This is a genomic window from Candidatus Pseudomonas auctus (assembly GCF_048654275.1).
Lineage (GTDB): Bacteria > Pseudomonadota > Gammaproteobacteria > Pseudomonadales > Pseudomonadaceae > Aquipseudomonas > Aquipseudomonas pharyngis.
Genome location: NZ_JBJYZK010000003.1, coordinates 281,133 through 294,554 on the forward strand (window position 1 = coordinate 281,133; position 13,422 = coordinate 294,554).

Below are 13,422 nucleotides of genomic sequence, written 5' to 3' on the forward strand. Positions count from 1 at the left end.
CCCTCCCCTCACACTTTGCACAAGGAATGCGCCATGCCCGTTGCGTTGATTACCGGTTGTTCCAGCGGCATCGGCCGCGCCCTCGCCGATGCCTTCAAAGGCGCCGGCTACGAGGTCTGGGCCAGTGCGCGCAAGGCTGAAGATGTCGCGGCACTCGACGCCGCCGAGTTCACGGCGGTGCAACTCGACGTCAATGACAACACGGCGCTGGAACAACTCGCCGAGCGGATCAATCAGCAACACGGCGGCCTCGACGTGCTGATCAACAACGCCGGTTACGGCGCCATGGGGCCGCTGCTCGACGGCGGTGTTCCGGCCATGCAGCGCCAGTTCGAAACCAACGTGTTTTCGATTGTCGGCGTGACCCGTGCGCTGTTCCCGGTGCTGCGCCGGGCGAAGGGATTGGTGGTGAATATCGGCAGCGTTTCCGGGGTGCTGGTCACGCCGTTCGCTGGTGCGTATTGCGCGTCGAAAGCGGCGGTGCACGCGTTGAGCGATGCGTTGCGCATGGAACTGGCGCCGTTCGGGATTCGCGTCATGGAAGTGCAGCCGGGGGCGATCCAGTCCAGCTTCGCCAAGAATGCCGGGCATGAGGCCGAACAACTGATCAACGAACAATCACCGTGGTTTCCTTTGCGTGAAGGCATTCGGGCGCGGGCCAAGGCGTCCCAGGACAAACCGACGCCGGCCAGCGAATTTGCCGCCGAACTGCTCAAGGCTGTGCAGCAGAGCAAGCCGCCACGGCTGATCCGCATCGGCAATGGCAGCCGGGCGTTGCCATTACTGGCGACCTTGCTGCCGAAAGGGTTGCTGGAGTCGACGTTGATGAAGCGCTTCGGGTTGCGCGGGCAACTTTGATTACAAGCGGTGAAATTGCCAATTCGGTCGATCTAAGTAGAATGCCTCGCACTTGAAGCATCCGACGCTTCAAGTGAACCCGCTAGCGCATGGAGTCGCCGGGGCAAGCATCCAGGCAAGGGAATTGCTGAACATTCATCTCCCCCTCCCGACTGTTCCCTCCCGGAACGGTCGCTGCTTTGTTGACCTGCCTGACGCGAGCTCTGTTCATAAGCTCCCATCCAGATCAGGAAAACCGTTTGAAAGTCTCCTATATACTGCCTCTCGCATTGCTCACGGTGCTGTCCGGTTGCGTCATTCAGGAACCGTCCCTCAACGACACACTACCGAAACTGACCCAGCAGAGCGTTTTGCCGAAAGTTACTGCCAACGAGTACTGCGACATGCAAATGAGCAGCGACATTCTGTTTGGCACAGGTCTGCTGTTGTATGAAGACCGAGAATATAAAAAAGCCAAAACCTGCCTGGTCATGGCTGCGCCAAAACACCCTCGTGCGCTTTGCTATCTCTCCAGAATGGTTCACGAGGAGGACGATCTAACCAGCGAGCAAAGCAGTACCACTGCTTTCAACTACACGGCTTACGCGGCCATCCAAAATGACTGGTGCGCGGAGTACGGCATATATGAGGTGTTCGAGTATGGCACCTATGGAGTAAGAAAAGACCCCGCAATCGCCCTTCGCTGGCTGGAACGTTCTTCGTTGCACGGTTATCCCGAAGCCCAAAAGGAGCTGATCAAGCAATACAAAGAACGGGGCAACCTGACTGATGCCTATGCCTGGACCAGAGTTATGGCCAATGCAGATGACGCCCAGGCCGCTGACACGCTCAAAACCCGAATGACCCCGATGCAGATTGCAGAGGGTGAAAAGCGCTTCGCAGAACTTGCCGCTCAGGTCACCAGCAAGGCAGCCATGCAAGCCGAGGAACGGGAAGAAGACGTCGCTCGCTACTCCGCTCAGGTCTATCAAAACTATCCGGATACGTTCAAAGGTCTTTCATCTGCCGAGCGCTACGACTACGTAAAGCAGGCGGTGCATCAAGCCAAGGAGTTGCCGTTCACTAAAGGCCCCGATCATGTGATCGGCTACATCGTGATCAATCGGGCCGCTCAGCTGAAATTACCCGGCGCAAACATCGCGAATGACCAACGGATCGTCAGCCTCATGGAAGATGAAGCGTTATCTGTTGACGAAATCATCGAGTCCGGCCTGCTAGTGGTTAACAAGTTCTACTGATCGCCCTTATTGCGAGCAGGCTCACACCTGGCCCCACTCTTTCATGAAATCAATGAACGCCCGCACCTTCAACGGCAGGTGCCGGGTGTCCGGGTAAAGCGCGTACACGCCTTGCCGGGCGAAACGGTAATCCGGCAACAATCGTTGTAATCGCCCGGCATCCAGGTCTTCCTGAATCAGCCACTGCGGCAGAATCGCCACGCCTTGCCCGGTCAGTGCAAAGGCACGGAGAGTCGCGGAGTTGTCCGCGACGATGGCGGTGGTTCCCGGTTTTGGCTGATAGATATGCTCGGTGCCGGCGGGGTCGCTGACCGTCATTTCCGGCACTCGCCCATGCCCCAGCGTCGGCATCGACTCCAGCACCGCCAGCGTGTTGACCGGCGAAAATCGCTCAATCAGCCCCGGCGCCGCGACGGCAAACACCTCGAACGTCGACAACTGCACGGCCCGCAGATTGGAGTCGTGCATGCGGCCCAGGCGGATCGCCATGTCAAAGCGTTCGGAGATCAGATCGGCATGGGTCGAAGACGTGGACAGGTGAATGTTCAGTTGCGGCTGCTGCTGTCGAAACACCTCCAGCGCCGGTACCACCTGAGCCAGCGCGAACTCCACGGTCGTGGTGATGCGCAGCGTGCCCTTGAGTTGCGAGTGTTCCGAACGTGCTTCTTCGATCGCCAGCCGCGCTTCGTCCAGCGTACGCAGGCAACGACGATAAAAACGTTCGCCGGCATCGGTCAGGGCCAGTTGCCGGGTGTTGCGGGTGAGCAGGGTGACGCCCAACTCTTCTTCCAGCCGCTTGAGGTTGAAGCTCACCACCGCCCGCGTCTGCCCCAGCGTATCGGCGGCAGCGGTCAGCGAGCCGGCCTCGACCACGGCCTTGAAGGTATCGAATCGATCCAGGCTGACCATGTTTCGCTGCACTCCCTGTCAAAATATTTTTGACAAACTAGCAGTCAAACCAGCGTATTTCTATCGCCCCATGCGCCCTACCCTGCACGCCTCATCACAGGGAAGCTGCCATGGCCTATCGCTCGAAAGTTGCGCTGGTGTATCTGTTGGGGTTCGCCCTCGACCTGCTGAACATGTTCGCCGCCAGCATTGCCTACCCGGACATCGCCGCGCAGTTGCACGCTTCGGTGACGCAACTGGCCTGGATCACCAACGCCTACATGCTCGGGCTGACGCTGATCATTCCGATGAGTGTGTGGCTGGCTGCACGGGTCGGCGAGCGGCGGCTGATTCTCGGTTCGCTGCTGCTGTTCGGGATCGCCTCCGGGCTCATCGCTCAGGCCGGTTCGATTGAAAGCCTGATCGGTTGGCGACTGCTGCAAGGGCTGGGTGGTGGATTGCTGCTGCCGGTGGGCCAGGCGCTGGCCTATCGAGAGTTTCCGGCGACACAACGTGCGCACTTCACGGGGGTGGTTTTGCTCGTGGCGCTGATGGTGCCGGCGCTGTCGCCGGCGGCGGGTGGTCTGATCGTCGAGGCGTTGTCGTGGCGCTGGATTTTCTACCTGAACCTGCCGGTAGCGCTTTTCGCTTTCGGCCTGGGCCTGCTCTGGTTGAAAGCGGATCAGCCAGCAAGTGAACGCCCGGCACTGGACGCACGCGGCCTGCTGCTGGCGGCGTCCGCGCTGTGTCTGTTGCTGATCGCCGTCAGCCTGGCGAGCGCCCCGGCGACCCGCCATCTCGCGGGTGGTGTCCTGCTGCTCAGCGTCATGACGATGTGCATCTACCTGCGCGATGGCTGGAACAAACCGGGTGCGGTGCTTGATCTGCAACTGATCAAGAACCCGTCATTGCGTCTGGCGATGCTGATCTACCTGTGCGTGCCCGGCATCTTCACCGGCACTCACATGATCGCCGTGCTGTACCTGCACGACCTCGGCTTCAGTGCGGCGCAAATCGGGGCGCTGATGCTGGCCTGGGCGGCGGCCTCGGGTGTGGCGATCATGCTGGGCAAACGCTGTTTCAACCGGACCGGCCCCAAGCCGTTGCTGATCGCCGGCATGCTGCTGCAATCCCTGGGCATCGTCGTGCTGATGCAGATCGACCAGCCCGCCAGCGGCACGTTGATCCTCGCCTACGCTTTGATGGGGCTGGGCGGCAGTCTGTGCAGCGTCACCGCACAAACTCTGGCATTTGTCGGCATCACGCCGGAGAAAATGGGCCACTCCAGCGCCCTGTGGAACATCAATCGGCAGCTTGGTTTCTGCCTCGGCGCGGCGCTGCTCAGTTCATTGCTGGGTGCCTTGGGCGTCAACGGATTCAAATACTGCTTTCTCGCCGCCGCGCTGCTCACCCTGTTGCCGATGGCCGCCGTGCTGCGTTTCGACTCGACGACAGTGCTCAGCCTTCTGTGCGCACCTCACCTTCAGGAAAAATCCACATGACTGACTACACCGACTATTTTGACGAAGTGATCCAGGCCCATGAGGCCATCGAGCGATGGTTTGCGGTGGAGGAAGACGAGGCAGCGCTGGAGCGATTGCTGACGCGTTTTTCGCCACGGTTCTCCATGGTGACGCCACTGGGACGCGTGCTGGATTCCGAAGCCTTGCGTGCGTTGTTTCAAATGGCGGGCGGGAAGAAGAGCGGGTTCCGCATCGAACTCGGCGAACTTACGGGGATTGCCTTGCATGAAGGGGGTGCGACGGTGAGTTACCGCGAACAGCAGACCGATGCAGGCGGGTTGCACACGGATCGGCGCTCGACCGTGGTGTTTGAAAAAACCGAATCCGGACGCGTGATCTGGCGGCATCTGCACGAGACGTTTTGCAGCGAATAGAAGCTGAATATTCCCTCGTAAGACCGAGTCGCCTGCATCGCGGGCAAGCCCGCTCCCACAGGTATCGTGGCGTACTCAGGTTACCTGGACGCCGCGATATCTGTGGGAGCGAGCCTGCTCGCAAATGGCAACAACACGGTCTGTCAGTTATCTACTGCGTCCTGCTTCACCACCACGGTGCAAGTGATCCCCGCCGCCAGCAGCACACCCTCCGGCACTTCATCGATGTGAATCCGCACCGGCACCCGTTGCGCCAGGCGCACCCAGTTGAAGGTCGGGTTCACATCGGCGATCAGCTCGCGGCTTTCCGGGTTGTCGCGGTCGTAGATGCCACGGGAAATACTTTCCACGTGGCCCTTGAGGACTTCGCCACTCATCAGCTGCATGTCGGCTTTGTCGCCAACGCGCACGTGAGGCAGTTTGGTTTCTTCGAAGAAGCCGTAGACCCAGAACGAGTTCATGTCGACCACGGCCATTTTCGCTTCGCCGATGCGCGCGTAGTCGCCGCGATGGACGTTGAGGTTGGTCACGTAGCCGTCCACCGCCGCCCGCACTTCGGTGCGTTTGAGGTTGAGTTCGGCGGCTTCCAGTTGTGCCTGAGCGTGTTGGTAATCGGCCAGCGCCGAGTCGGCGATATTGCTGGCGTCGTCGCGGTTTTCCTTGGAGATCACCAGGTTGTCGAGGTCGGCGCGGCGATGGGCGTTGACCTTGCGCATCTCCCACGTGGCCTTGCGCGAAGCGACCAGGGACTGCGCCTGTTTCACCGCCAGGCGGTAGTGCTCGGGGTCGATCTGCATCAGCAGATCACCTTTCTTCACCAACTGGTTGTCGCGTACCGGCACGTCGACCACTTCGCCAGTGACGTCGGCGGCGACGTTGATGATGTCGGCGCGCACCCGGCCGTCGCGGGTCCACGGGGTGTTCATGTAGTGCTCCCACAACGTGCGGCCGATCCACAGCGCCAGGGCCAGCACCAGCAGGGTCGCGAGCAGGCTGAAAAACTTTTTCATCAGAGCGTTCTCAACGGTAGACAGTCAGCGCCATCGCGCCGAACAGACAGGTAAACAGGCTCAGGCGCAGCAGCGCCGGGTGCCAGAAGAAGCGGTACAGATCGAACCCCGACAGAAACCGGTCCAGCGCCCAGGCCAGCGCCGCAGCGACGAAAAACATCAGGGTCATGGTCGGCATGTACACGCCGTGGAAGGCGATTTCACGAGGCATGGGCAAGTCCTTCGGGCTTGGCGATGGCGTAGGCAGCAAGGGGCGATTGCGGGTCGAGCAGCGAGGTGCGGATGAAGTGCAGGTAGCTTTTCACCCGCCGCAGTGCCGAGGTATCGAAGTGCGGGGCGAACGGCTCATCGGTGGCGGCGACCCGGCTGATCGCGTGATCGACCGCGACCAGTGCGCGCTCCAGATTGCTCGAATTCGGCTGCAGGAACAGCCGCACCAGCGAGCGCCCCATGACCCGGATTGCCTGGCGCCACGGCTGGGATTCGGCATACGCCGGGTGCACCGGCAGGATCGCCTGTTCCTTGCGCAACTCGATGATCGCGTGGCCGACTTCCAGCACCACAAACATCCAGCGCAGCAGGTTTTTCTGCACCTGCGGCTGACCGGCCGCCAGCCCATAGGCCTGATGCATCAGGTCGCGGGTACGGCTTTCGAAACTCGACGCCAGGCCTTTGAGCTTGCCGCTGATCGCGTACACCACTTGCCCGCGCAGATCCTGCTCCAGGCGCTGCCACAACCAGCGGCTGTTCGGCGGCAGAATGATCGCGCCCGCCGCTGCGCAGACCAGCATGCCCATGACCATGGCGATGTAGTCGTTGATGAAGGTGTAGGGGTTGTAGATCGTCAGGTTGTCCGGCACCGAACCGGTGCTGAAAAAGATCAGCAGACCGAGGCCGACGCCGGCGTATTGCGGCCGCGATGCGAGGAACGAGCCGAGCACGATCACCGGCGCGAGCATCACGCACAGCAGCGGGAAGCCATCGATCCACGGGAAGATGAAAAACATCTCGACGAAGCCGATCAACGCCCCGAGGAACGTGCCGCAGGCCATCTGGAACGCCATGCGTTTCGGATTCGGTGTGGCGGCGGACAGACCCACGGTGGCCGCGGCGATCAGGGTCATGGTCGCGCCGCTCGGCCACGCAGTAGCGACCCAGTAACTGCCAAGCACGATCAGGATGAATGACGCACGAATCCCCGAAGCCGCTGCGGCCCACCAACTGGTTTGCGGGGTGAACGGCTCGTCCCAGCGCTCGCGTTCGTGGCGGTGATCGGCGAGCGAGGCGTGGGTCTGTGCATAACTGTGCAGGTCATCGACGAAGCGATAGAGCAACTCGTATGCGGTGTGGAAATCCAACTGCTCGGCATCGCTCGGTTCACTCTCCTGGAAGAGCGCCCGCAGGCTGCGCACCCGCGCCGGCAAACCTTCCTTGTACGCCGCCAGCGCCAGCACCAGACGCGCCGCATCCGGGCTGGTCAGGGCGCGGCCGCTGAAACCGTCGAGCACTTCAGCAAGGTCCTGCAGGCCCGGTTTGATCGCCGCTTCCACATGATCGGCACCGTTGCGGCGCAGGCGTTCGAGCAACTGATGCAAGGCGTTGAAACGGGTGGTGATGCCCATGAACTCGCTGTTCAGGCGACTGAGCCGGCCGTTGCGTCGACGCATGTGCGGGTCTTCGAACACGGTCACACTGCGCAGCCCTTCCAGCCCCACCGCTTCGGCGATGAAGCGCACGTTGCTGGCCTCGAACGCCTCCGGTTTGCTGCGCCCGCGCAGGCCGTCGGTGACGAACAGGGCGAACACACCGAAGCGCTGATACAAGGCGTTGCGCATCGCGGCACTGGCGGTCTGCGGCAGGATCGCGGCGCTGACCAGGGTCGAGCAGAGAATCCCAAGGGAGATTTCCAGCACTCGCCACACCGCCGCCATGAATGCACCGTCAGGATGAGCGAGCGCCGGCAGGCCGACCATCGCCGCCGTGTAGCCGGCCAGCACGAAACCGTAGGCGCGGAAGTTACGGCAACGGGCGGCCCCGGCCGAGCAGATGCCGACCCAGATCGCCAACGAGCCGAGGAACAGTTCAGTGTTCTGGGCGAACAGGGAAATCAGCGTGACCATCATTGCCGACCCGGCCAGAGTGCCGAGAAAACGGTAGAAACTCTTGGCGAACACCTGGCCGCTCTGCGGCTGCATGACGATGAACACGGTGATCATCGCCGTGCGCGGCTGCGGCAGTTCCAGACGCATCGCCAGCCACAGGGTCAGGAATGCGGCGATCAACACCTTGAAGATGTAGACCCAGGTCACGCCGTCGCTGCGCGCCCAGTCGAAGAAACCCCGGCGCCATTCCAGGGAGTAGAGCCAGCGTAAAGGTGCGGGCAAGGGAGTCATTTGGTCGTGCTCAAAAATTCAGTCGAACCGTAGAAACTGTGGGAGCGGGCTTGCTCGCGAATACGCTGTGTCAGACAACACATGGGCTGCCTGACACTCCCTCTTCGCGAGCAAGCCCGCTCCCCCAGGGGTTGTGTGTTCAACGCAGGAGGGCCGGGGTTTTCGGTGCCTGGGTTTGTTGTGCCGTCGGCACGTCTTTACCCGCGCCAAGGCCACCGCCCAAGGCCGTCACCAGTTCTGCGTGGGCACTCAATCGCGCCGCCTGCACTTGCTGCTGAACCTGCTGCTGTTTGAACAGCAAGGTCTGCGCATTGAGCACGTTGAGGTAATCGGTGAGCCCGCGCTGGTAGGCGATCATCGCGATGTCGTAGGTCTTCTGCGCCGTGGCCACGGATTCGGCGGCGAATGTCTGCTGCTTGTCCATCGACTCGCGGCGGATCAACTGATCCGAGATGTTCTTCAGCGCATTGACCAGGGTCTGGTTGTAATGCGCGACGGCGATGTCATAACCCGCCGACGCTTCGCCAAGCTCCGCACGCAGTCGCCCGCCGTCAAAGATCGGCAGCGAGATCGCCGGGCCGACGTTGTAGTTGAGCTTCTTGCCGGTCAGGAACTCCAGCGCCCCGCCGCCGGTGGCCATGTAGCCGAGGCTGCCGACCAGATCGACGTTGGGGTAGAACCCGGCATGCGCGACATCGATTCCGCGCGCCTGCGCCGCCACTTGCCAGCGACTGGCGACCACGTCCGGACGCTGGCCGAGCAGTTCGGCGGGCAGTGCCGACGGCAGTTTGAGCGCCGCGCCAAGGGACAGGGTCGGCCGCTGCAATTGCGTCCCGGCGCCCGGCCCCTTGCCGGCCAGTGCGGCGATCTGGTTGCGGCTCAGGGCGATTTCTTCGTCCAGCGCATCCAGCTGCCGATGGGTTTCCGGCAGCGGGGTTTCGGCCTGGCTGACTTCGAAGTGGGTGCCGATCCCGCCGTCCAGGCGTTTCTGCGCCAGCTCGAGAATCTGCTGTTGCTGTTTGAGCGTCGCCGCCACGATATCGCGCTGGGCGTAATGCAGCGACAGCTCGATATAGGCGCGCACGATGTTGTTCTGCAATTCGAGCTGCGCCTGACGCGCCTCGGCCGCGCTCATGTGCGCCAGATCCACCGCACGCTCGGTGCTGTTGCTTTCACGCCCCCAGAGGTCGAGGGCGTAACTGAAACCCAGCGCGGCGTTGTTGTCCCAGGTGGTGCTGTTGGCCAGCTCACCGGGGCCGTAGAACTGGTCGGTCGGCCAGTTGTGGCGCTTGAGGGTCGACTCGCCATTGATCTGCAACGACTCGGCGGCTTCGGCGACACCGGCCATGGACCGGGCCTGACGCACGCGCGCGGCGGCCATGGCCAGGGTCGGGTTGCCTTGCACGGCAAGATCGATCCAATGGTTGAGTTGCGGGTCACCGTAGGCTTGCCACCATTGGGCGGTGGGCCAGTTTGCGTCACGGGCGGCGTGGGCGATGGCCTCGTCGGTGGCCAGTTCATTGGCCTCCAGAGCCTTGCCCTGCGGGGCAATCCCTCCGGTTCCGATGCAGCCGCCAAGACCTAACGAAAAAGCCAGAACACTGAGCGGCAAAAGCGCTCTGTTGATGCGACGCGGCACTGCTGCGAATTCCTGAGGTGGGGGATGTTTCGAGGTGGGCGCAATTCTAGGGGGGCGCAATAACGGCGATAAGCTGGGATTCCTGTGAATCTTTGTTACCGTTAACGAGATAATCCCTTGGTCGGGGTCTCAGACCCTGAAACTTCGTGTCACAATTTGCCATCTCCCTTGAGAGCACCCCATGGACACTTTGCAAAACATGCGCGCCTTCAGTTGTGTGGCCGAAGCCGGCAGCTTCACAGCCGCCGCCGTGCAGCTCGACACCACCACCGCCAACGTCTCGCGCGCGGTCTCCAACCTTGAGGCCCACCTGCAAACCCGCCTGCTCAATCGCACGACCCGCCGCATCGCGCTCACCGAAGCCGGCAAGCGCTACCTGCTGCGCTGCGAGCAGATCCTCGCCTACGTCGAAGAGGCAGAAGCCGAAGCCAGCGAGGCCCACGCCCGCCCGGCCGGACAATTGAAAGTGCACACCATGACCGGCATCGGCCAGCACTTCGTGATCGACGCCATCGCCCGTTATCGCAAGACCCACCCGGACGTGACCTTCGACCTGACCATGGCCAACCGCGTGCCGGACCTGCTCGACGAAGGCTACGACGTGTCCATCGTCCTCGCTCGCGAGCTGCCGGACTCGGGCTTCGTCTCGCAACGCCTGGGCATCACCTACAGCATCGTCTGCGCCTCCCCGGCCTACGTGAAAGCCAACGGCTGCGCACAAAAACCCAGCGACCTGCTGAACCACGCCTGCCTGCGCCTGGTGAGCCCGGTGATCCCCCTGGAAAAATGGGCCTTCGACGGCCCGGACGGTCAGGAAGTGGTCACTATCAACAGCTCCCCTTTCCTGGTGAACTCCGCCGACGCGATGAAAAGCGCGATCACCAGTGGGATGGGAGTCGGCGTGTTACCGGTGTACGCCGCGATTGAAGGCTTGCGCAACGGCTCGTTGGTGCGGGTGATGCCGAACTACCGCTCGCAGGAACTGAACCTGTACGCGATCTACCCGTCGCGGCAGTATCTGGATGCGAAGATCAAGACCTGGGTTGAATACCTGCGTGGTTCGCTGCCGGAGATATTGGCGGGGCATCAGGCGGAACTGGCGGCTTATGAGATGAGTGGGAGTCTGGCGGGGGTTCGGGTGGCTAATTGAGTTGGCCGGCCTGTAAATAGGGTGATGCTGAGGGCCCCCCTCACCCTAACCCTCTCCCGGAGGGAGAGGGGACTGACCGAGTTGTTTGCAAGAGGTACGCCGACGTGACATACCGAGGTGAATTCGGATTTCAAGATCCACGCAACTCGACTCATGCTTCCACATCCACATCCACATCCACATCCACATCCACATCCACATCAGCTTCCACTTCTACTTCCACAGCTTTTGCCACATCTGCTTCCGCTTCCACCACTCAACACGATGAGCGTTAGCTCGAGTAAGGCTTTTGACGTACCGGCCCCATCGGAAGGCTGAGTGGAGGGGTTTATCCGGGGGTGGGAGCGCAGCGACCGTGCGGCGCAGCCGCATGCATCGAGAGGAGGTGCAGCGAAGCAAACCGTAGGCGATGCCCCCGGATGAATCCCGGAACGAAGGAACACCGAGCCAAAGCGAGGTGCCGAACGCCGGGGCCCAGCGTTTTGGTTACTTTGGGCTGGGCCGGCATTCCGGCGTTTGCCAAAGTGACTCGCTGTAAAAGCGAAACCGCCAGCGGGTGCACCCGCAGAAACGGATATTCACCCAAAACCCCAAAAGTCTGGTCGGCCCGGAGGCCGCCAAGACAACCCAAAACAGAAATGTTAGCTTGCTTGGCAATAAAGCCCCGAAGCCGAGCCCATAGCGATGAAAAAAACAGTCCTGGCCTTCAGCCGCATCACCCCCCCAATGATCGAACGCCTGCAACAAGAGTTCGACGTCATCGTCCCCAACCCGAAAAACGGCGACATCAACGCCCAGTTCAACGAAGCCTTGCCCCACGCCCACGGCCTGATCGGCGTCGGTCGCAAACTCGGCAAGGCCCAACTGGAAAACGCCGCCAAACTCGAGGTGGTCTCCAGCGTCTCCGTCGGCTACGACAACTACGACCTCGCCTATTTCAACGAACGCGGGATCATGCTCACCAACACCCCTGACGTGCTCACCGAAAGCACCGCCGACCTGGCCTTCGCCCTGATCATGAGCAGCGCCCGCCGCGTCGCCGAACTCGACGCCTGGACCAAGGCCGGCCAATGGCAGGCCAGCGTCGGCGCACCGCTGTTCGGTTGCGACGTGCACGGCAAGACCCTGGGCATCGTCGGCATGGGCAACATCGGCGCTGCCGTCGCCCGTCGCGGCCGCTTCGGCTTCAACATGCCGATCCTCTACAGCGGCAACAGCCGCAAGACCGAACTCGAACAGCAGCTCGGTGCACAATTTCGCAGCCTTGACCAACTGCTGGCCGAGGCCGACTTCGTTTGTCTGGTGGTGCCGCTCAGCGACAAGACCCGCCACCTGATCAGCCACCGCGAACTGGCGCTGATGAAGCCGGATGCGATTCTGGTGAACATCTCCCGTGGCCCGGTCGTCGACGAGCCGGCACTGATCGAGGCATTACAGAACAACCGGATTCGCGGTGCCGGTCTGGACGTTTACGAGAAGGAACCGCTGGCCGAATCACCGCTGTTCCAGCTGAAAAACGCTGTGACCCTGCCGCACATCGGCTCGGCCACTCACGAAACCCGCGAAGCCATGGCCAATCGTGCCCTGGCCAACCTGCGCAGTGCCCTGCTCGGCGAGCGTCCGCAGGATCTGGTGAACCCGCAGGTCTGGCGCGGATAAACAAGTCGGGCAAGTACTGTAAAGTGCTTGCCCGTTCAACTTTCAGCCAATACATACTTTGCAAATCAACACGCCAACGAAATAAACCATCCCGCTATAAACTTTCCCGGCTTTATCCAATACAAAGATAAACACACCGGAGAATAGTAACCGTGAGAATTTCCAATACCGATCAATTAATCCGTTACAGCAAAGTCTGCCTGATGGCTTACATCAGCTTCTTTGGACTACTGGTGATGTACGGAAATGTGACCGACTACTCGGCAAACTATGAGTACGTCGGACACATCCTGAGCATGGATACGACACAGATCAACGAGAACATACGTTACAGGGCGATTGAATCGCCGATGATGCACCACCGGATCTATTGGTTCATCATCACCACGGAAGCGATCTACACCGCTTATTGCCTGCTCGGTACTTATTATCTCTACCGCAAAGTCAACGAGTCCGCGGCTGTCTTTCACGAGGCAAAAAGGTTCTCGATCATTGGCTTGCTGATTGCGATCTTCACCTATTATGTTTGCCTGCAAACCATCGGTGTTGAATGGTTCGACATGGACACTTCACAAGTATGGAATGCGAAAGACTGGGCACGGCACATTGTCGATTTCATGTTACCGGTACTGATTTTCATAACATTGAAAAACGAGCGTTGAATAATCAACGCTCAAGATTCAATCAATC

Annotated in this window: 12 protein-coding genes; 7 read left to right on the forward strand and 5 right to left on the reverse strand. The window is 61.0% G+C overall.

Features of this window, described 5'->3' with window-relative positions; genetic code table 11:
- The first annotated feature begins 33 nt into the window (after window positions 1-33).
- Together ACKUG4_RS07725 and ACKUG4_RS07730 are read left to right on the forward strand one after the other, a co-directional pair.
- Window positions 34-858 (forward strand): SDR family oxidoreductase, encoded by an 825-nt coding sequence (locus ACKUG4_RS07725; protein WP_445433750.1) that lies wholly within the window; start codon window positions 34-36, stop codon window positions 856-858.
- A gap of 239 nt (window positions 859-1,097) precedes the next feature.
- Complete coding sequence (locus ACKUG4_RS07730; protein ID WP_445433751.1) at window positions 1,098-2,096, forward strand: SEL1-like repeat protein; 999 nt, start codon at window positions 1,098-1,100, stop codon at window positions 2,094-2,096.
- Between the two features lie 21 nt (window positions 2,097-2,117).
- Here ACKUG4_RS07730 and ACKUG4_RS07735 read toward each other — a convergent pair whose 3' ends face one another.
- On the reverse strand, window positions 2,118-3,005 hold the full coding sequence (locus ACKUG4_RS07735) for a LysR family transcriptional regulator (protein ID WP_445433752.1): 888 nt from the start codon (window positions 3,003-3,005) through the stop codon (window positions 2,118-2,120).
- Between the two features lie 110 nt (window positions 3,006-3,115).
- Here ACKUG4_RS07735 and ACKUG4_RS07740 point away from each other — a divergent pair, with 110 nt between their 5' ends.
- Window positions 3,116-4,486 carry an MFS transporter gene (locus ACKUG4_RS07740; protein ID WP_445433753.1) on the forward strand — a complete coding sequence of 457 codons (1,371 nt, stop codon included), beginning with the start codon at window positions 3,116-3,118 and terminating at the stop codon, window positions 4,484-4,486.
- Window positions 4,483-4,881 carry a DUF4440 domain-containing protein gene (locus ACKUG4_RS07745; protein ID WP_085611395.1) on the forward strand — a complete coding sequence of 133 codons (399 nt, stop codon included), beginning with the start codon at window positions 4,483-4,485 and terminating at the stop codon, window positions 4,879-4,881. Before ACKUG4_RS07740 ends, ACKUG4_RS07745 begins: the two co-directional genes overlap by 4 nt.
- Window positions 4,882-5,024: 143 nt before the next feature.
- Here the strand turns inward: ACKUG4_RS07745 and ACKUG4_RS07750 are convergent, their stop codons facing one another.
- The 4 genes from ACKUG4_RS07750 to ACKUG4_RS07765 form a co-directional block, all read right to left on the reverse strand.
- Window positions 5,025-5,891: an efflux RND transporter periplasmic adaptor subunit gene (locus ACKUG4_RS07750; protein ID WP_445433754.1), complete on the reverse strand. Its 867-nt coding sequence runs from the start codon at window positions 5,889-5,891 to the stop codon at window positions 5,025-5,027.
- A gap of 10 nt (window positions 5,892-5,901) precedes the next feature.
- Window positions 5,902-6,102 carry a DUF1656 domain-containing protein gene (locus ACKUG4_RS07755; protein WP_003221811.1) on the reverse strand — a complete coding sequence of 67 codons (201 nt, stop codon included), beginning with the start codon at window positions 6,100-6,102 and terminating at the stop codon, window positions 5,902-5,904.
- Window positions 6,092-8,284, reverse strand: a complete 2,193-nt coding sequence (locus tag ACKUG4_RS07760) for an FUSC family protein (protein ID WP_445433755.1) — start codon at window positions 8,282-8,284, stop codon at window positions 6,092-6,094. The genes ACKUG4_RS07755 and ACKUG4_RS07760 overlap by 11 nt, the downstream gene beginning before the upstream one ends.
- A 139-nt stretch (window positions 8,285-8,423) precedes the next feature.
- Complete coding sequence (locus ACKUG4_RS07765; protein WP_445433756.1) at window positions 8,424-9,923, reverse strand: efflux transporter outer membrane subunit; 1,500 nt, start codon at window positions 9,921-9,923, stop codon at window positions 8,424-8,426.
- Between the two features lie 181 nt (window positions 9,924-10,104).
- Here ACKUG4_RS07765 and ACKUG4_RS07770 point away from each other — a divergent pair, with 181 nt between their 5' ends.
- The 3 genes from ACKUG4_RS07770 (at window position 10,105) to ACKUG4_RS07780 (ending at window position 13,394) form a co-directional block, all read left to right on the forward strand.
- Window positions 10,105-11,073 carry a LysR family transcriptional regulator gene (locus ACKUG4_RS07770; protein WP_445433757.1) on the forward strand — a complete coding sequence of 323 codons (969 nt, stop codon included), beginning with the start codon at window positions 10,105-10,107 and terminating at the stop codon, window positions 11,071-11,073.
- Between the two features lie 684 nt (window positions 11,074-11,757).
- Entirely contained in the window at window positions 11,758-12,732 is a 975-nt protein-coding gene (locus tag ACKUG4_RS07775) for a 2-hydroxyacid dehydrogenase (RefSeq protein WP_236189767.1), read from the forward strand.
- Window positions 12,733-12,884: 152 nt separating this feature from the next.
- The gene (locus ACKUG4_RS07780; protein ID WP_082934356.1) at window positions 12,885-13,394 is read left to right on the forward strand and encodes a DUF2165 family protein; all 510 of its coding nucleotides are present in this window, start codon (window positions 12,885-12,887) and stop codon (window positions 13,392-13,394) included.
- The last annotated feature ends 28 nt before the right edge of the window (window positions 13,395-13,422 follow it).

What these genes read in the sequence shown, in the direction of transcription:
- ACKUG4_RS07725 (WP_445433750.1), top strand. Translation starts at nt 34, where the DNA reads ATGCCCGTTGCGTTGATTACCGGTTGTTCCAGCGGCATCGGCCGCGCC.
- ACKUG4_RS07770 (WP_445433757.1), top strand. Translation starts at nt 10,105, where the DNA reads ATGGACACTTTGCAAAACATGCGCGCCTTCAGTTGTGTGGCCGAAGCC.
- ACKUG4_RS07775 (WP_236189767.1), top strand. Translation starts at nt 11,758, where the DNA reads ATGAAAAAAACAGTCCTGGCCTTCAGCCGCATCACCCCCCCAATGATC.
- ACKUG4_RS07750 (WP_445433754.1), bottom strand. Translation starts at nt 5,891, where the DNA reads ATGAAAAAGTTTTTCAGCCTGCTCGCGACCCTGCTGGTGCTGGCCCTG.
- ACKUG4_RS07755 (WP_003221811.1), bottom strand. Translation starts at nt 6,102, where the DNA reads ATGCCTCGTGAAATCGCCTTCCACGGCGTGTACATGCCGACCATGACC.
- ACKUG4_RS07745 (WP_085611395.1), top strand. Translation starts at nt 4,483, where the DNA reads ATGACTGACTACACCGACTATTTTGACGAAGTGATCCAGGCCCATGAG.
- ACKUG4_RS07760 (WP_445433755.1), bottom strand. Translation starts at nt 8,284, where the DNA reads ATGACTCCCTTGCCCGCACCTTTACGCTGGCTCTACTCCCTGGAATGG.
- ACKUG4_RS07735 (WP_445433752.1), bottom strand. Translation starts at nt 3,005, where the DNA reads ATGGTCAGCCTGGATCGATTCGATACCTTCAAGGCCGTGGTCGAGGCC.
- ACKUG4_RS07740 (WP_445433753.1), top strand. Translation starts at nt 3,116, where the DNA reads ATGGCCTATCGCTCGAAAGTTGCGCTGGTGTATCTGTTGGGGTTCGCC.